The following is an 18,550-nucleotide window of genomic DNA, read 5'->3' as shown; positions in this document are numbered from 1 at the left end:
GGCGGACTCCACTCGAACAATAAAAGAAAGATACTGAATATTCGTGATTGTTGGCACACGTCGAATAGACCCTGTGCAAAAGGGTGACGTGCGAATTGCTATCTGCAATTTTTACCCCGTCGGGATCCCAGGATCGCGATCAGGACCGCGGATCATAGCCTAAACTGAGTCAGAGATCTTCTGTTTCTCACAGATTCTTCCCGATTTATCCACAGGAAGATCTGAAACCGGGTAAGTGTAATCGATCCTGCAAGGAGTGCCCCACGATTTAGCCCGCATATTGGAAAAATTAATGAGCACAGACAATTTTTTGCTTAAATGATCTAACGAAGATCCTGGACGATCCTTGCGCTTTAACGGGGAGGTCGTATAATCCCCCACCCGGCGCGTTATGCTCGACTTCTCCGCGTCGAACGCTGCTCATTTTCCACGCGAAAACGTGCGAAAATACGCGGGAAAGAAGGAAAGAGAATTGACTCCGGAGTGTACAATTATTACAATCCGGCCTCTTTAATCACCCATGGCTTCGGCGTCCGTCGTTCAATATTCGTTCGGGCATCGTGAAAAGCCATTGAATTTATTCAAGTTTAGGTAGAAATCGCCATGAAACGCACTTTTCAACCGTCTGTACTGAAGCGCAACCGTTCTCACGGCTTCCGTGCTCGTATGGCTAATAAAAATGGTCGTCAGGTTCTGGCACGTCGTCGTGCTAAAGGCCGTTCTCGTCTGACCGTTTCCAAGTAATAAAGCTAACCCCTGAGTGGTTAAGCTCGCATTTCCCAGGGAGTTACGTTTGTTAACTCCCACTCATTTCACATTCGTCTTCCAGCAGCCACAACGGGCTGGCACGCCGCAAATCACCATCCTCGGCCGCCAAAATTCGCTGGGGCATCCCCGCATCGGTCTTACAGTCGCCAAGAAAAACGTTAAACGCGCACACGAACGCAATCGGATTAAACGTCTGACGCGTGAGAGTTTCCGTTTACGTCAGCACGAACTTCCATCAATGGATTTCGTGGTGGTGGCTAAAAAGGGGGTTGCCGACCTCGATAACCGTGCTCTCTCGGAAGCGTTGGAAAAATTATGGCGCCGCCACTGTCGCCTGGCTCACGGGTCCTGATAGCCCTCATTCGGGTCTATCAACGCCTGATTAGTCCACTACTCGGGCCGCACTGCCGTTTCACACCAACCTGTTCGCAATACGGAATTGAGGCATTGCGCAGGTTTGGAGTGATAAAAGGCAGTTGGTTGACGGTGAAACGCGTATTAAAATGCCACCCTTTACACCCCGGTGGAGACGACCCCGTCCCCCCAGGACCATTTGATACCAGAGAACACTAACGATGGATTCGCAACGCAATCTTCTTATCATCGCTTTGTTGTTCGTGTCTTTCATGATCTGGCAGGCGTGGGAGCAGGATAAAAATCCTCAACCACAACAGCAGGTCACGCAGACCACGACCACAGCAGCGGGTAGCGCCGCCGACCAGGGCGTACCGGCCAGTGGCCAGGGTAAACTGATTACGGTTAAGACCGATGTGCTTGAGCTGACTATCAACACCCGTGGTGGTGATGTCGAGCAGGCGCTGCTGGTAACTTACCCGAAAGATCTCGGTTCTAACGAGCCGTTCCAGTTACTCGAAACTACGCCGCAGTTCCTCTATCAGGCTCAAAGCGGTCTGACCGGTCGTGATGGCCCGGATAATCCGGCTAACGGTCCGCGTCCGCTGTATAACGTCGATAAAGATGCGTTTGTATTGGCTGATGGCCAAAACGAACTCGCGATCCCGATGACTTACACAGACGCAGCAGGCAACACCTTCACCAAAACCTTCACCCTGAAACGCGGTGAATATGCGGTGGGAGTGGATTACAACGTGCAGAATACCGGTGCTAAACCACTGGAGCTGGCAACGTTTGGTCAGCTGAAGCAGTCCATCAATCTGCCAACGCATCGTGACACCGGAAGCAGCAACTTTGCGCTGCATACCTTCCGTGGCGCGGCGTACTCCACCCCAGATGCGAAATACGAAAAATACAAATTCGACACCATCGCCGACAACGAAAACCTGAACGTCAGTTCTAAAGGTGGTTGGGTCGCGATGCTGCAACAGTATTTCGCAACGGCATGGGTTCCACGTAATGAAGGTTCTAACAACTTCTACACGGCGAATCTGGGTAACGGCATTGCTGCTATCGGCTATAAGTCTGAGCCAGTTCTGGTTCAACCGGGTCAAACCGGGAAAATGGGCAGCACCCTGTGGGTCGGTCCGGAAATCCAGGACAAGATGGCAGCCGTCGCGCCACATCTGGATCTGACCGTAGATTACGGCTGGTTGTGGTTCATCTCTCAGCCGCTGTTTAAGCTGCTGAAGTTCATCCACAGCTTCCTGGGTAACTGGGGCTTCTCCATCATCGTTATCACCTTTATCGTGCGTGGCATCATGTACCCGCTGACTAAAGCGCAGTACACCTCCATGGCGAAGATGCGTATGCTGCAGCCGAAGATTGCGGCGATGCGTGAGCGTCTGGGCGATGACAAACAGCGTCAGAGCCAGGAAATGATGGCCCTGTATAAAGCAGAGAAAGTAAACCCGCTGGGTGGTTGCTTCCCACTGCTGATTCAGATGCCAATCTTCCTTGCGCTGTACTACATGCTGATGGGCTCCGTTGAGCTGCGCCATGCGCCGTTCGCTCTGTGGATCCACGACTTGTCTGCACAGGACCCGTACTACATCCTGCCGATCCTGATGGGTATCACGATGTTCTTCATTCAGAAGATGTCGCCAACCACAGTGACCGACCCGATGCAGCAGAAGATCATGACCTTTATGCCGGTCATCTTCACCGTCTTCTTCCTGTGGTTCCCGTCAGGTCTGGTGCTGTACTATATCGTCAGCAACCTGGTGACCATCATCCAGCAGCAGCTGATTTACCGTGGTCTGGAAAAACGTGGCCTGCATAGCCGCGAAAAGAAAAAGTCCTGATTCGGTAAGTTAACGCTAAAATAAGGGCGGTCAATTGACCGCCTTTTTTTATTGGTATTAAACGAGACAAACCATGAGCCATAACGACACTATCGTCGCCCAGGCAACCCCACCGGGACGCGGTGGTGTAGGTATTTTGCGAATCTCCGGCCTCAGGGCACGCGAGGTAGCCGAAGCCGTGCTGGGCAAACTGCCAAAGCCGCGCTACGCCGATTATCTGCCATTTAAAGACATGGACGGCTCCGCACTGGATCAAGGCATTGCACTGTGGTTCCCCGGCCCAAATTCATTTACCGGTGAAGATGTACTGGAGCTGCAAGGCCACGGTGGCCCGGTGATCCTCGACCTGCTGTTAAAACGTATTTTGACCCTACCGGGCCTTCGCATTGCGAAGCCAGGCGAGTTCTCTGAGCGCGCGTTCCTGAACGACAAGCTCGATCTGGCGCAAGCAGAAGCCATTGCTGACCTGATTGATGCCAGTTCTGAACAAGCAGCACGCTCCGCGCTCAACTCGCTTCAGGGCGCATTTTCCGCACGCGTAAATCATCTTGTGGAAGCACTTACTCACCTGCGAATCTACGTCGAAGCGGCTATCGACTTCCCGGATGAGGAAATCGACTTCCTCTCTGACGGAAAAATCGAAGCGCAGCTTAACAGCGTGATGGCCGATCTCGATGCTGTTCGCGCTGAAGCACGTCAGGGGAGCTTGTTGCGCGAAGGGATGAAGGTTGTCATCGCCGGGCGTCCAAATGCCGGGAAATCGAGCCTGCTGAACGCTCTGGCGGGTCGTGAAGCCGCCATCGTGACCGATATCGCCGGAACCACTCGTGACGTGCTTCGTGAGCATATCCACATTGATGGTATGCCGTTGCATATTATCGATACCGCAGGTCTGCGTGATGCCAGTGATGAAGTTGAACGTATCGGTATCGAGCGTGCCTGGCAGGAGATCGAGCAAGCCGATCGTGTACTGTTTATGGTTGATGGTACAACGACCACGGCTGTCGATCCCGCCGATATTTGGCCAGACTTTATTGCACGTCTTCCTGCCAAATTACCGATCACCGTGGTGCGTAACAAAGCCGACGTTACCGGCGAGACGCTGGGCATCAGCGATGTGAATGGTCACTCACTTATTCGCTTGTCCGCTCGTACAGGCGAAGGCGTGGATGACCTGCGTAACCATCTCAAACAGAGTATGGGTTTTGACACCAGCATGGAAGGCGGATTCCTTGCCCGTCGTCGTCACCTGCAGGCACTGGAAGAAGCGGCAAAACATCTTGATCAGGGTAAAGCGCAGCTCCTCGGAGCCTGGGCGGGTGAACTGCTGGCGGAAGAGTTACGTCTCGCACAACAGAACCTGAGTGAAATCACCGGGGAATTTACGTCAGATGATTTGCTGGGCAGGATCTTCTCAAGCTTCTGTATCGGTAAGTAATTACCTCAACAGATAACAGCATTCCCTATTAAACCCGTATTAATTTATTGTTAATACGGGTTTTTACGTTTAAATAGCCTGATTAACAGCTAATAGATCCTGTCATTACATTTTAATATTGGAAAACCTTTAATAAGAAACAACTCAATTTATTGTTGTGATTTTAATCACAAGTACATAATCAGCAGATAGACAAATAATTTCAGTACAATATTGTATGCTTCGTGTCTAACGAGGATAAACATATGATGATTATCTTAACCACATACATTACCTCCAAATGGTTTAATATCGACAATCGAATTGTCGAGCACCATCCTTAATTCCTTTTTCGCATTTTCCTCTTAAACATCAATGGGTTCTTTGCAATCTATTGTTTGTCACGCCCAAAAGAAAATAAATATTATTCAAACCGCTGTATGTTGGCTTACTTACGTATCTATAAGGCTATTCACTTAGCCAGAGGTATGTCTGTATTGAAAGCAACAGAATAATATCTAACGGGCTATCAAAAAATGATTGTTTATCAATAAACAGTCACAGGGATTCTATTAATTAAATTATTCAAAGGATTATATCATGGAAAACTTTACACATCTCCCGGAACCCTTTCGCATCAGAGTTATTGAGCCAGTAAAACGTACAACCAGAGCGCATCGCGAGAGTGCGATTGTAAAATCAGGCATGAATCCTTTCCTCCTTGATAGCGATGATGTATTTATTGATTTACTGACGGACAGTGGTACAGGTGCTGTCACGCAGAATATGCAGGCCGCGATGCTGCGTGGCGATGAAGCCTACAGCGGAAGCCGTAGTTATTATGCCTTAGCGGATTCTGTAAAAGAGATATTTAACTATCAATATACCATTCCCACCCATCAGGGACGTGGTGCAGAGCAAATTTACATTCCTGTTTTAATCAAAAAACGTGAACAGGAAAAAGGGCTGGACAGAACAAAGATGGTTGCTTTCTCGAACTACTTCTTTGATACCACCCAGGGTCATAGCCAGATCAATGGTTGTACCGTTCGCAATGTTTATATCAAAGAGGCATTCGATACCGCCGTTCGTTACGACTTTAAAGGGAATTTTGATCTCGAAGGATTAGAGAGCGGCATCGAAGCGGTTGGCCCGAATAATGTCCCTTATATTGTTGCGACGATAACCAGTAACTCGGCAGGCGGGCAACCGATCTCTCTGGCAAACTTAAAAGCCATGTACAAGATTGCCAAAAAATACGATATCCCGGTCGTTATGGATTCTGCACGTTTCGCTGAGAATGCCTATTTTATCCAGCAACGAGAAGCGGAGTATAAAGACTGGAGTATTGAAGAGATCACCCGTGAAACTTACAAATATGCCGATATGTTAGCGATGTCGGCTAAAAAGGATGCCATGGTTCCAATGGGTGGTCTGCTGTGTATCAAGGACGACGCATTCTTCGATGTCTACACCGAATGCAGGACGATTTGCGTAGTCCAGGAAGGATTCCCGACTTACGGCGGCCTGGAGGGGGGTGCGATGGAACGCCTTGCTGTCGGCCTTCATGACGGCATGAATAAAGACTGGCTGGCCTATCGTATTACTCAGGTTCAATACCTGGTTGATGGCCTGGAAGCCATCGGCGTTGTTTGCCAGCAAGCTGGCGGACACGCAGCGTTCGTTGATGCCGGGAAGTTACTACCACATATCCCGGCAGAACAGTTCCCGGCTCAGGCACTGGCATGTGAATTGTATAAAGTAGCCGGTATTCGTGCTGTCGAAATTGGTTCCTTCTTACTGGGCCGTGATCCTAAAACCGGTAAACAGTTACCTTGCCCTGCTGAATTATTACGTTTAACAATTCCACGAGCAACGTATACACAGACACATATGGACTTTATTATTGAAGCATTCAAACATGTAAAAGAGAATGCTTCAAATATTAAAGGATTAACCTTCACATACGAACCAAAAGTCTTACGCCACTTTACAGCAAAACTCAAAGAAATTTAATTTACACCACATGAAATGGCTATATTCGTATAGCCATTTCATTATTCATTCCTGTTTTTTCTGAAGAATAAATAATGCTTAACGACTACAGTTAACAGAGGCATCATGGAAGAAAATTCAAAAGCTAAACACTCTTCTTTTTGGGGCGTGATGGTTATTGCTGGCACTGTCATTGGAGGGGGCATGTTTGCCTTGCCCGTTGATCTTGCCGGAGCATGGTTTTTTTGGGGTGCATTTATATTAATAATAGCCTGGTTTTCAATGCTACATTCAGGATTGTTATTACTTGAAGCCAATTTAAATTACCCGGTAGGATCCAGCTTTAACACCATCACAAAAGATTTAATCGGTAATAAATGGAATGTTATAAGTGGCTTCACCGTTGCATTTGTACTTTATATACTGACTTATGCTTATATCTCAGCTAATGGCGCGATTATAAGTGAAACAATAGCAATGCAATCAGGTAATCACGTCAACCCTCGAATTATAGGTATTTGCACTGCCGCTTTTGTCGCTGGCGTACTTTGGTTCAGCTCAATAGCAGCCAGCAGAATCACTTCGCTTTTTTTAGGTATCAAAATTCTGGCGTTCATCATTGTTTTTAGTTCATTTTTCTTCCAGGTCGACTTTTCAATACTAAGTGATAGTGCGAATAACCATAACAATACTGCGTATAGCCCCTACATATTTATGGCGCTTCCTGTCTGCCTGGCCTCTTTTGGTTTTCATGGAAATATACCCAGCCTCATCATTTGCTACGGAAAAAGAAAAGATAAGCTTATAAAGAGTATTGTCTTTGGCTCGCTTTTGGCTTTGTGCATCTACCTGTTCTGGCTCTATTGCACTATGGGGAACATTTCCCGTGATGGGTTTAAGGATATTATCTCATCAGGTGGAAACGTTGACTCGTTAGTCAAATCCTTCCTTGGAACGAATCAACGAGGGATCATTGAGTTTTGCCTGCTTGTTTTTTCCAATCTGGCTGTCGCAAGCTCTTTCTTTGGCGTCACTTTAGGGCTTTTCGATTATCTTGCTGACTTGTTTGGGATTGACAACTCCGGGGCTGGGCGTTTTAAAACGATACTGCTCACATTCCTTCCCCCGGGTATTTTGTACTTACTCTTTCCGAATGGCTTTATTTATGGCATAGCCGGAGCCGGGCTGTGTGCAACGATCTGGGCCGTCATTGTGCCGGCGATACTGGCACTCAAATCCAGACAAAAATTTCCGGATAAAACATTCACCGTCTGGGGCGGTAGAATCATCCCCACTGTGGTAATTGTCTTTGGGGTGATGGTCATTCTGTGCTGGTTTGGCAGTACACTCAATATCTTACCGCGATTTGGTTAATCGTAATTTCGCAACAGATTGCGTGTGCTTCTCCCTCAGAAACAATGGTGATTTCCTGTGAGGAAATCACCATTGTCCAAATGGCAACTCGCATCTCCATCCTTCTCCCCCTATGCTTCACGTCTGCCGAACATGGGGGTTTTATGGCGCGTTTTCTGTTTTGTAGTTTTGCTCTGGTTCTTCTGTATCCATCCGGGATTGATATGTATCTGGTTGGTCTGCCACATATCGCTCGTGACCTGGGGGCCAGTGAAGCGCAATTGCATATCGCGTTTTCGGCGTATCTGGCGGGTATGGCCTCGTCGATGGTATTTGCCGGGAAAATTGCCGACAAAGCTGGAAGACAACCAGTAGCCATTACCGGTGCGGTAATTTTTGCCCTGGCCTCAGTGCTGTGCTCACTGGCACAAGACAGCACGCTGTTCCTGGCTGGCCGTTTTATTCAGGGTGTTGGCGCAGGCGGGTGCTATGTGGTGGCCTTTGCGATTTTACGCGATACCCTCAGCGCGCAACGTCGCGCAAAAGTGCTCTCAATGCTGAACGGTATTACCTGCATTATTCCGGTACTCGCCCCGGTTATTGGCTATCTGATTATGCTCAGACTGCCCTGGCAGAGCCTCTTCTGGACAATGGCGGCAATGGGCATGCTGGTCTTTATCCTGTCGATTACGGTGCTTAAAGAGACCCATCCGGGTTCGCACACCGCAGGCAATAATGCGACCATTGCGCCTGCCGAAAAGCTATTGAACCGTTTTTTCCTCAGCCGCCTGGCGGTGACCACGCTAAGCGTGGCGGTAATTCTGACCTATGTAAATGTTTCCCCGGTCTTGCTGATGGAGACCATGGGGTTTGATCGCGGGGAATACTCTACGGTGATGGCATTAACCGCGATGGTCAGCATGGCCGTGTCCTTCTCGACGCCATTTGCGCTGAATATTTTCCGTCAGCGTACATTGATGCTGACCTCTCAGGTACTGTTCCTGGCAGCAGGCATTACTCTGGCAACGACAAACTCACATGCCATCATGCTGGTCGGTATTACGTTGATTTGCGCCGGGTTCTCTGTTGGCTTCGGTGTAGCGATGAGTCAGGCATTAGGTCCGTTCTCACTGCGCGCGGGAGTGGCAAGCTCAATGCTCGGTATCGCACAGGTATGCGGTTCCTCACTGTGGATTTGGCTGGCGGCAATATTAGGGCTTAACGCCCTGAATATGCTGATCGGGATATTGATTGGCTGTAGCATGCTCTGCATTGTCTTACTCATGGTCATACAGCCCGCGGCGCATTATGAAGAAGCCCATCAGCAGTCTCGATCTTAACCTTTTGTTGTGCCTGCAGCTGTTGCTGCAGGAGCGCAGCGTCACTAAAGCCGCGAAACGGATGAACGTCACCCCGTCGGCGGTGAGTAAATCGCTGGCAAAGCTGCGTGACTGGTTTGACGATCCGCTGTTTGTGAAAACGCCGTTAGGGTTACTGCCAACGCCGCTGACGGTGAGTCTGGAGCAGGATCTCGCTGACTGGATGCAGATTGGCAATCAGATCCTCGATAAATTCCATCATGACTCACCCGGTGGACTGACGTTCGAGCTAGCGGCGGAAACGCCGCTTATGTTGATACGCTTCAACGCCTTGCTGGAACAGGTCAATCAACGCTATCCGCAAGCGACGGTCAAGATGCGCCACTGGGACTACGATTCACTTGATGCCATTACGCGAGGCGAAGTCGATCTCGGCTTTACAGGGCGCGAAACACACCCACGCTCCAGGGAATTATTGAAGCTGATGCCGTGGTTTATCGACTACGAAATCCTGTTTAGCGATCGTCCTTGTGTTTATCTGCGTGAAGATCATCCCGCACTACAGGAAGAGTGGAATCTGGACACGTTTCTGCGCTACCCACATATCAGCATATTTTGGGAGCGTAGCGACACCTGGGCGCTGGATGAAGTGCTGAAAGAGATGGGTCGCGAACGCAATATTGCTATGAGCCTACCAGGGTTTGAGCAGTCGATGTTTATGGCCGCGCAGCCTGGCCACAACTACCTGGCAACCGCACCCTATTACTGCCACCATTATAATGAGCTCCACCAGCGTAAGCTGATTACCCGCCCCATCCCCATTGATGAAGAGATAGCCCAAAAGCTCACCGTTCCCTTCACGTTAATCTGGCATAAACGTAACAGCCATAACCCAAAAATTCTCTGGCTCAGAGAGACGATAAAGGCGCTATACGGTACGCCATTGGGCTAAAGCGCCCATTTTTATCTAAGAAAATGTAAAGTTTAGCTCCTGGGCTTCTCATCCTTCCATTTACTGATTAAAACAGTAGCAAAGTTAAGCGATAATGATGTAACCGTTTACCCCCACTACGACCATTATCATGGAGAGAAAAATGGCAACGCACTTTGCTAGAGGGATACTGACTGAAGGACACCTCGAGCCGGTCAGGGTTTCACCGGCCTGTCATGATGAAGCCCGCAAACTGCCTGAATATCGCCGGACGCGATTTTTAGCCTCCAGAGCACTCCTCGCTGAGCTGTTGTTTATGCTGTATGGCACGAGCGAGCTGCCGGACATGATCACCCAACCAGAAGGCCGACCGGTCTTTGCTGACCCTGAGCTCCCTCATTTTTCAATCGCCTACACGGGCAATATTGTTGGCGTAGCCCTGACGACGGAAGGCGACTGCGGACTGGATATGGAACTCCAGCGCGCAACGCGCGGTTTCCATGGTTCCACCGCCCATGACGCGTACCCTCTGTCCAGCAACGAAAAACTGTGGGTACGTAATCAAAACGATCCCAACGAAGCACGGGCACAACTCATTACATTGCGCCAAAGCATCCGCAAACTCTCAGGCTGTGCCGCTGATGATGCGAGTCTGCTCCAGTTACTGCCCGGTTCAGGCCGTTTACGCGCCTCACAAGCGGCTCTGGTTGAAGCACTCAGCGACGCTGAAGATGTCCTGATCTGGTCAATTGCCGTTACCCCCGCCATTGAGCGTCTGAAGATTTGGGAATTCGACAGCCATCGTGGATGGCATAGCCTTCCTGATGTCCCGGCGCGCGCCAATGAGCCTGCCGCACGTTTAATGAGACTCACCAGTTTACCAGCAGAAAAAGCACTTACCCTTAACTGACCCGTCCAGGGCCATCATGATGAAAAGGAGTAATCATGTCTGATACGTTGAAAGTTGTTACGTTACTGGGAAGCCTGCGCAAAGGTTCGTTTAATGGGATGGTTGCCCGCACGCTGCCGAGCCTCGCACCGGCAGGAATGGATATCTCAGCACTGCCTTCTATTGGTGAGATCCCGCTGTACGATGCCGATGTTCAGCAGGAAGAGGGTTTCCCGCAGAGCGTAGAAGCTCTGGCAGAGCAAATTCGTCAGGCCGATGGCGTGGTCATTGTGACGCCGGAGTATAACTACTCCGTTCCTGGTGGCCTGAAGAATGCCATCGACTGGCTATCCCGTTTACCGGAACAACCTTTGTCAGGTAAACCGGTTCTGATTCAAACCAGCTCCATGGGGGCGATTGGCGGTGCACGCTGCCAATATCACCTGCGCCAGATTCTGGTGTTCCTGGATGCAATGGTGATGAACAAGCCGGAATTTATGGGTGGCATGATTCAGAATAAAGTCGACCCGCAAACGGGTGAAGTGGTGGATCAGAGCACACGTGACCATCTCTCTGGCCAGCTGACTGCATTTGGGGATTACATTAAGCGGGTGAAAGCGTAATTTTGCCTTCACCCTAACCCTCTCCCGCCGGGAGAGGGAACTGCGTTCATCGGTCAGGTAAGCGAAGCACCACCTGACACCATCTTCTGCATCTTAGTGTGCATCAATAAACACAATCTTCAGCACAAACAGCAGAGCAACGATAATGACGCATGGGCTGAGGTCACGGAAACGGCCCGTACCGATCTTCATTACGCAGTAAGAGATAAAGCCCAGTGCGATACCTTCGGTGATGGAGAAACTAAACGGCATCATCACGGCAGTAATAAACGCCGGAACGGCTTCGGTTAAGTCATCCCACTTCACACGTGACAGGCTGGACGTCATCAGCACACCCACATAAATCAGCGCACCTGCCGCCGCATACGGTGGAACCATCCCAGCCAGTGGAGAGAGGAAAATCACCAGCAGGAACAGAATACCGACGACGACCGCGGTCAGGCCGGTACGGCCCCCGACAGAAACGCCAGAAGAGGATTCAATGTAAGCGGTAACAGAAGATGTACCGATAAAGGAACCGGCAACAGAAGAGATACTGTCCACAAACAGCGCCTGCTTCATGCGCGGGAACTTGCCTTTTTCGTCTGCCAGACCTGCTTTATCCGTCACGCCGATCAGCGTACCAGAGGAGTCAAACAGGTTTACCAGCATGAAGGAGAAGATCACCCCAGCCAGCCCAAGGTTCAGCGAACCGGCAAGATCAACGTGACCAATCACGGTTGAGACACTCGGTGGCGCAGAGACAATACCGTTATAGTGAACATCACCCATCATCCAGCCCAGCAACGTGGTGACAACAATAGACACCAGCACAGCCGCATGAATGTTGCGGGATGCCAGGATCGCAATGATAAAGAAGCCCAACACGCCCAGCAGAACGCTATGAGAGGTCAGATGACCGATGCTAACCAGCGTTTCTGGGTTCGCAACAATAACACCGGCGTTTTTCAGACCCATCATACCGATGAACAGGCCAATACCACTGGTGATCCCCACACGCAGGCTCACCGGAATATTGGCAATCATCCAGTAGCGAACACGGAAAATGGTCAGCAACAACAGGCCAATAGCGCCCCAGAAAATAGCGCCCATCCCCACTTGCCACGGCAGGCCCATCGCCTGAACCACAACAAACGCGAAGAATGCATTCAGACCCATCGCAGGTGCAAGCGCGACTGGCAGGTTCGCAAAGATACCCATCAGAATACTGCCCAGTGCCGCAATCAGACAGGTGGTGACGAAGACGGCGCTGGTATCCATGCCAGCAACGCCCAGAATTTGCGGGTTAACAAAAACGATATACACCATCGTCAGGAAGGTGGTGAAACCGGCGATCACTTCGGTGCGTGCCGTTGTGCCGTGCTCGCGCAGTTTGAACACGCGCTCAAGCAAACCCTGACCAGATGTCTGGGTAGTGTGTTGTTGACTCATCATCAATTTCCGAACAAGGAGGGAAAATTCGTCGCTATCCTATACCAAAATGCGACAATAGGGGCGGTTGCGAGATACTTTTTTTCATTGATTTTTCTTATACGGCAACGATTGCGTCTCGCAAAACCGCAGTACGTAAACGATAAACTTGTGAAAAGGGAAAGGCATGTCCGGAATTGAGGCGGTATTTTTCGACTGCGACGGTACGCTTGTCGACAGTGAGGTCATTTGTTCCCGCGCGTATGTTGCCATGTTCCAGGAATTTGGCATCGCACTCGATCTCGAAGAGGTGTTCAAACGCTTTAAAGGCGTGAAGCTATACGAGATCATCGACATTATTAATGATGAACACGGCGTCAGCCTCGCAAAAACAGAGCTGGAACCTGTGTACCGCGCCGAGGTCGCACGCCTTTTCGATTCCGAACTGGAGGTCATTGCGGGAGCCAATGCGCTTCTGGATTCGATGACCGTCCCCATGTGCGTGGTCTCCAACGGACCGGTCAGCAAAATGCAGCACTCACTGGGCAAGCTGGAGATGTTGCATCACTTCCCGGAGAAATTGTTCAGCGGTTACGATATTCAGCGCTGGAAACCCGATCCGGCATTAATGTTCCATGCGGCAAAAGCCATGAATGTGAACGTCGAGAACTGCATTCTGGTAGATGATTCTTCAGCTGGCGCGCAGTCGGGCATCGATGCGGGGATGGAGGTGTTCTATTTTTGCGCCGATCCGCATAACAAACCGATCGTTCATCCCAAAGTGACGACCTTTACCGAGCTGGCTCAGTTGCCTGAGTTGTGGAAGGCTCGCGGGTGGAATATTACGCGTTGAAAAAACAAAGCCGGATAGCGCGATGGCTATCCGGCCTACAGGTTTGTCAGGCGAATCACCCGCCGCAACGATTACTCTTTCGGGTCTTTACCCGCCAGCAGCTTATCCAGCTCATCGCCGCCAACATGACGGAAATCCTGTCCCTTCACGAAGTAGAAAATGTACTCGCAGATGTTCTGGCAACGGTCGCCAATACGCTCGATAGAGCGAGCGCAGAACAGCGCGGTCAGTACACTTGGAATGGTTCGTGAATCTTCCATCATGTAAGTCATCAGCTGACGCACAATACCTTCATATTCCTGGTCGACTTTCTTGTCTTCACGGTAAATACGAACCGCTTCATCCAGATCCATACGCGCAAAAGCGTCCAGCACGTCATGCAGCATCTGCACAGTGTGGCGACCCAGCGACTCCAGACTCACCAGCAGCGGCTGGTGCTGTTGAGAGAACTTCTCCAGCGCAGTGCGACAGATTTTATCTGCAACATCACCAATACGTTCCAGTTCAGCAATCGTTTTGATGATCGCCATCACCAGACGCAGGTCGCTCGCCGTCGGCTGACGTTTCGCGATAATGCGCACGCAGGCTTCATCGATCGCGACTTCCATCATGTTGACGTTTTTGTCGCCTTCAATGACGCGCTTCGCCAGTTCGCTATCCTGGTTGTGCATCGCGGTAATCGCATCAGACAGCTGCTGCTCGACCATGCCACCCATGGTCATCACCTGGGTGCGGATGCTTTCCAGCTCTGCGTTAAACTGGCCGGAAATGTGTTTATTAAGATTGAGGTTGTCCATGGTTTCTCCACATGCACTAAGGCAAATCAACCGTAGCGGCCAGTAATATAATCTTCAGTTTGTTTCTTCGCGGGCTTGGTGAACAGGTCGTCCGTATTGCTGAACTCAATCAACTCACCCAGATACATAAACGCCGTGTGATCGGAACAACGCGCAGCCTGCTGCATGTTGTGGGTCACGATAACCACGGTGTAATCCTGCTTCAGTTCGGTGATCAGCTCTTCAATACGACCGGTTGAGATCGGATCCAGCGCTGAACACGGCTCATCCAGCAGCAACACTTCCGGGCGAATCGCGATACCGCGCGCAATGCACAGACGCTGCTGCTGACCCCCGGACAGAGAGTACCCACTCTGATGCAACTTATCTTTAGTTTCGTTCCATAATGCGGCTTTGGTCAAAGCCCACTGCACACGCTCGTCCATATCGGCACGAGAGAGTTTCTCGAACAGGCGAACACCAAAGGCGATGTTGTCATAAATCGACATCGGGAATGGCGTCGGCTTCTGGAATACCATGCCCACTTTCGCACGCAGCAGGGCAATATCCTGGGTATTGGTCAGGATGTTGTCGCCATCAAGGATAATTTCACCTTCTGCACGCTGCTCTGGATAGAGCGAATACATCTTATTAAAGGTACGCAGCAACGTGGATTTTCCACAGCCAGACGGACCGATAAATGCCGTGACCTGGTTCTTTGCGATATCCAGGTTGATATTCTTCAGGGCATGGAATTTACCGTAGTAGAAGTTCAAATCACGAACCTGAATTTTACCCGGGGCAGTATCAACCATACTCATTGACTCATTTCCTCATTCGACGCCGCGATGTGCCGCGCCGTAAAAAATTAACCGTGTTTCTTCTTCGCGAAAATCACGCGCGCCAGAATGTTCAACAACAGTACGCAAAGGGTAATAATCAACACCCCGGCCCAGGCCAGTTGTTGCCACTCTGCGAATGGACTCATCGCAAATTTAAATATGGTTACCGGCAGGTTAGCAATCGGCTGCATCATATCCGTGCTCCAGAACTGGTTGGAGAGCGACGTAAACAGCAGCGGAGCCGTTTCACCCGCAATACGCGCAACCGCGAGCAGAATACCGGTCATGATCCCGGAGATTGATGCTTTCAGCGTAATGGCGGAGATCATTTTCCATTTCGGCGTACCCAGAGCATAAGCCGCTTCACGAAGACTATCAGGCACGAGTTTCAGCATGTTTTCGGTGGTACGAATCACAATCGGGATCTGCAGTAGTGCCAGCGCAATCACGCCTGCCCAGCCGGAGAAATGCTCCATCTGAGCCACGACAATGGTGTAAACAAACAGGCCGACCACAATTGATGGCGCAGAGAGCAAGATATCGTTAATAAAGCGAATCACTTCTGCAAGCCAGGATTTACGGCCATACTCCGCCAGGTAAATGCCCGCCATAATGCCAAGCGGCGTACCAAATACCGTGGCCCACAGGATCAACAGACCACTACCGGCAAGGGCGTTCGCCAGACCACCTCCCGCCGTGTTAGGTGGAGGCGTCATCTCGGTGAACAGCGCCAGGGACATCCCATCGATACCACGTACAACCGTTGAGAACAGGATCCACACTAACCAGAACAAACCAAATGCCATGGTTCCCATGGAAAGCGTCAGCGCGATACGGTTTTTAAAGCGGCGCTTAGCCTGCATTTTACGGCGAGATTCCGCCAGCTCTGCGGTGCTTTGCATTTCGAGAGTCGCCATTAGCGTGCCCCCTCATTTTTCGCCAGACGCATAACCATAACTTTCGAAATGGCCAGCACGATAAAGGTGATCACAAACAGAATCAGACCCAATTCCATCAGAGCAGCAACATGAAGCCCTGATTCTGCTTCAGCAAATTCATTCGCCAGTGCAGACGTAATACTGTTACCTGGCATGAACAACGATGCGCTGTCGAGCTGGTAGGTATTACCAATGATAAAGGTCACCGCCATGGTTTCACCCAGCGCACGGCCTAAGCCCAACATAACGCCACCGATGACACCATTTTTGGTGAACGGAAGGACAATACGCCAGATCACTTCCCAGGTGGTACAGCCGATGCCGTAGGCCGACTCTTTCATCATCACCGGAGTTTGTTCGAAAACATCGCGCATAACGGCCGCAATGTACGGAATAATCATAATGGCGAGGATCACACCGGCTGCCAGAATACCGATACCAAACGCCGGACCAGAGAACAACGAGCCGACAATCGGAACTGCTGACAACACATTGCCGACAGGCTCCTGGAAATAGGTCGCAAACAGCGGGGCGAAGATAAACAGGCCCCACATGCCGTAAACGATACTTGGAATAGCGGCCAGCAATTCAATGGCGATACCCAAAGGACGCTTCAGCCAGTTTGGCGCAAGCTCCGTCAGGAACAACGCGATACCAAAACTCACCGGTACGGCGATCAGCAAGGCGATGAACGAGGTCACCAGCGTGCCGTAAATCGGCACAAGTGCACCATAAATATCGTTTGGTGCATCCCACTCTTTGGTCCACAGGAAGGAGAAACCAAATTTCTGGATGCTCGGCCAGGAGGAGAAAATCAGAGACACGATAATGCCGCCCAGCAGCAATAGCACAATCAGCGCAGCCAGTCTTACCAGCGCGCTGAAAATCATGTCACCTTTTTTACCCGGAGGGTTAAATGCAGGCTTGGTTGCAGCCATAAATCACTCTTCTGTTAGACGTTTCACGAATATTGGCGGGTTAGCTCACGCCACCCGCCATCTTCGTCAAAAATATCTTGTTAGTACAGCGCTTTACCGCTGCTGTCTTTCACGTTGGTTTTCCATGCAGCACGAATCTGCTCAACCACGCTATCAGGCAGGCTTGCGTAATCCAGGTCATTAGCCTGTTTTCCGCCATTTTTGTATGCCCAGTCGAAGAACTTCAGCACTTCAGTACCCTGCTCTGGTTTCTTCTGATCTTTGTGAACCAGGATGAAGGTCGTGGACGTAATTGGCCACGCACCTTCGCCTTTCTGGTTAGTCAGATCCTGAGCGAAGGATTTGCTCCAGTCAGCGCCTTTGGCTGCATTCGCAAAGTTCTCTTCGGTTGGGCTTACCGCTTTACCGTCAGCAGACAACAGCTTGGTGTAAGCCAGGTTGTTTTGCTTAGCGTAAGCGTATTCTACGTAACCGATAGAGCCAGGCAGGCGCTGTACAAACGCGGCGATACCGTCGTTACCTTTACCGCCCAGACCAGTCGGCCAGTTAACGGTAGAGCCAGAACCAATTTTAGATTTCCACTCTTCGTTCACTTTCGCCAGGTAGCTGGTGAAAACGAAAGATGTGCCGGAACCGTCTGCACGACGAACGACAGCGATGTTCTGCGCTGGCAGTTTCAGGCCTGGGTTGAGTTTAGCAATCGCTTCGTCATCCCATTTTTTGATTTTGCCGAGGTAGATATCACCCAGCGTTTTGCCATCCAGCACCAGCTCACCAGACTTCACGCCTGGCAGGTTGATCGCCAGAACCACACCCCCAATAACGGTTGGGAACTGGAACAGGCCTTCCTGAGCCAGTTTCTCATCAGACAGTGGAGCATCTGACGCACCGAAATCGACCGTGTTAGCGGTAATTTGTTTAACACCACCGGAGGAGCCAATACCCTGATAGTTCACCTTGTTACCGGTTTCTTTCTGGTAGGTATCTGCCCATTTGGCATACACCGGCGCAGGGAAGGTTGCACCAGCGCCAGTCAGGCTTGCTTCTGCGAATACAGAGAAAGCGCTCAGAGATAAGGTCGCGGCGACAACAGTTGCGACAGTGGTACGCATAACTTTCATAATGTCTCCTGCAAGGATTTCGTAAATCATTGTTTAAGTGGCTACGATGAGCAAAATAGGACAAACAGGTGACAGATAAATGTACGAAATATGACAGTTTTATGACATTGAAAATCCCACTTAGGATTCTCCAAAATAAGCATTAATAATCATCACGT

The 18,550-nt window shown here is 50.3% G+C and carries 18 protein-coding genes; 12 read left to right on the top strand and 6 right to left on the bottom strand.

All coding sequences use genetic code 11. The features are described from left to right. Positions 1–603 precede the first annotated feature (603 nt). The 11 genes from rpmH (at position 604) to HV346_RS23235 (ending at position 11,514) form a co-directional block, all read left to right on the top strand. Complete coding sequence (gene rpmH, locus HV346_RS23290) at positions 604–744, top strand: 50S ribosomal protein L34 (protein ID WP_003023858.1); 141 nt, start codon at positions 604–606, stop codon at positions 742–744. A 16-nt stretch (positions 745–760) separates the two neighbouring features. Then, positions 761–1,120, top strand: a complete 360-nt coding sequence (gene rnpA / locus HV346_RS23285; protein WP_014072458.1) for a ribonuclease P protein component — start codon at positions 761–763, stop codon at positions 1,118–1,120. Then, positions 1,084–1,341, top strand: coding sequence for a membrane protein insertion efficiency factor YidD (gene yidD, locus HV346_RS23280; protein WP_181621609.1), 258 nt, complete (start codon positions 1,084–1,086; stop codon positions 1,339–1,341). Before rnpA ends, yidD begins: the two co-directional genes overlap by 37 nt. 2 nt (positions 1,342–1,343) lie before the next feature. Then, positions 1,344–2,987 carry a membrane protein insertase YidC gene (gene yidC / locus HV346_RS23275; RefSeq protein WP_181621608.1) on the top strand — a complete coding sequence of 548 codons (1,644 nt, stop codon included), beginning with the start codon at positions 1,344–1,346 and terminating at the stop codon, positions 2,985–2,987. 73 nt (positions 2,988–3,060) lie between these two features. After that, positions 3,061–4,425, top strand: a complete 1,365-nt coding sequence (gene mnmE, locus HV346_RS23270) for a tRNA uridine-5-carboxymethylaminomethyl(34) synthesis GTPase MnmE (protein ID WP_181621607.1) — start codon at positions 3,061–3,063, stop codon at positions 4,423–4,425. Between the two features lie 579 nt (positions 4,426–5,004). After that, on the top strand, positions 5,005–6,420 hold the full coding sequence (gene tnaA / locus HV346_RS23260; RefSeq protein WP_181621606.1) for a tryptophanase: 1,416 nt from the start codon (positions 5,005–5,007) through the stop codon (positions 6,418–6,420). Between the two features lie 105 nt (positions 6,421–6,525). After that, positions 6,526–7,773: a low affinity tryptophan permease TnaB gene (gene tnaB, locus HV346_RS23255; RefSeq protein ID WP_181621605.1), complete on the top strand. Its 1,248-nt coding sequence runs from the start codon at positions 6,526–6,528 to the stop codon at positions 7,771–7,773. Positions 7,774–7,916: 143 nt separating this feature from the next. Further along, entirely contained in the window at positions 7,917–9,092 is a 1,176-nt protein-coding gene (locus HV346_RS23250) for an MFS transporter (protein WP_181621604.1), read from the top strand. Then, positions 9,061–10,023 carry an HTH-type transcriptional regulator YidZ gene (gene yidZ, locus HV346_RS23245; RefSeq protein ID WP_181621603.1) on the top strand — a complete coding sequence of 321 codons (963 nt, stop codon included), beginning with the start codon at positions 9,061–9,063 and terminating at the stop codon, positions 10,021–10,023. Before HV346_RS23250 ends, yidZ begins: the two co-directional genes overlap by 32 nt. A gap of 142 nt (positions 10,024–10,165) precedes the next feature. Beyond that, the gene (locus HV346_RS23240) at positions 10,166–10,912 is read left to right on the top strand and encodes a phosphopantetheinyl transferase (protein ID WP_181621602.1); all 747 of its coding nucleotides are present in this window, start codon (positions 10,166–10,168) and stop codon (positions 10,910–10,912) included. A 35-nt stretch (positions 10,913–10,947) separates the two neighbouring features. Further along, entirely contained in the window at positions 10,948–11,514 is a 567-nt protein-coding gene (locus tag HV346_RS23235) for an NADPH-dependent FMN reductase (protein WP_181621601.1), read from the top strand. A gap of 93 nt (positions 11,515–11,607) precedes the next feature. On the opposite strand, the gene adeP is transcribed toward HV346_RS23235, so the two are convergent. Further along, positions 11,608–12,945: an adenine permease AdeP gene (gene adeP / locus HV346_RS23230; protein WP_181623864.1), complete on the bottom strand. Its 1,338-nt coding sequence runs from the start codon at positions 12,943–12,945 to the stop codon at positions 11,608–11,610. A gap of 166 nt (positions 12,946–13,111) precedes the next feature. On the opposite strand from adeP, the gene yieH reads away from it, so the two are divergent. Beyond that, positions 13,112–13,777, top strand: coding sequence for a 6-phosphogluconate phosphatase (gene yieH / locus HV346_RS23225; protein ID WP_181621600.1), 666 nt, complete (start codon positions 13,112–13,114; stop codon positions 13,775–13,777). Positions 13,778–13,848: 71 nt separating this feature from the next. Here yieH and phoU read toward each other — a convergent pair whose 3' ends face one another. The 5 genes from phoU to pstS form a co-directional block, all read right to left on the bottom strand. Further along, positions 13,849–14,574: a phosphate signaling complex protein PhoU gene (gene phoU / locus HV346_RS23220; protein ID WP_008500182.1), complete on the bottom strand. Its 726-nt coding sequence runs from the start codon at positions 14,572–14,574 to the stop codon at positions 13,849–13,851. Between the two features lie 26 nt (positions 14,575–14,600). Beyond that, positions 14,601–15,374 (bottom strand): phosphate ABC transporter ATP-binding protein PstB, encoded by a 774-nt coding sequence (gene pstB, locus HV346_RS23215; protein ID WP_181621599.1) that lies wholly within the window; start codon positions 15,372–15,374, stop codon positions 14,601–14,603. Positions 15,375–15,421: 47 nt separating this feature from the next. Further along, positions 15,422–16,312 (bottom strand): phosphate ABC transporter permease PstA, encoded by an 891-nt coding sequence (pstA, locus tag HV346_RS23210; protein WP_181621598.1) that lies wholly within the window; start codon positions 16,310–16,312, stop codon positions 15,422–15,424. After that, on the bottom strand, positions 16,312–17,271 hold the full coding sequence (pstC, locus tag HV346_RS23205) for a phosphate ABC transporter permease PstC (RefSeq protein ID WP_181621597.1): 960 nt from the start codon (positions 17,269–17,271) through the stop codon (positions 16,312–16,314). The genes pstA and pstC overlap by 1 nt, the downstream gene beginning before the upstream one ends. A gap of 80 nt (positions 17,272–17,351) precedes the next feature. Next, positions 17,352–18,392: a phosphate ABC transporter substrate-binding protein PstS gene (pstS, locus tag HV346_RS23200; protein WP_181621596.1), complete on the bottom strand. Its 1,041-nt coding sequence runs from the start codon at positions 18,390–18,392 to the stop codon at positions 17,352–17,354. Positions 18,393–18,550 lie beyond the last annotated feature (158 nt).

The sequence above is a fragment of the Enterobacter sp. RHBSTW-00994 genome, assembly GCF_013782625.1.
In the GTDB taxonomy this organism is placed as follows: domain Bacteria; phylum Pseudomonadota; class Gammaproteobacteria; order Enterobacterales; family Enterobacteriaceae; genus Enterobacter.
The sequence above is the reverse complement of the archived record's forward strand: the minus strand, read 5'-3'. Positions and strand labels throughout refer to the sequence as shown.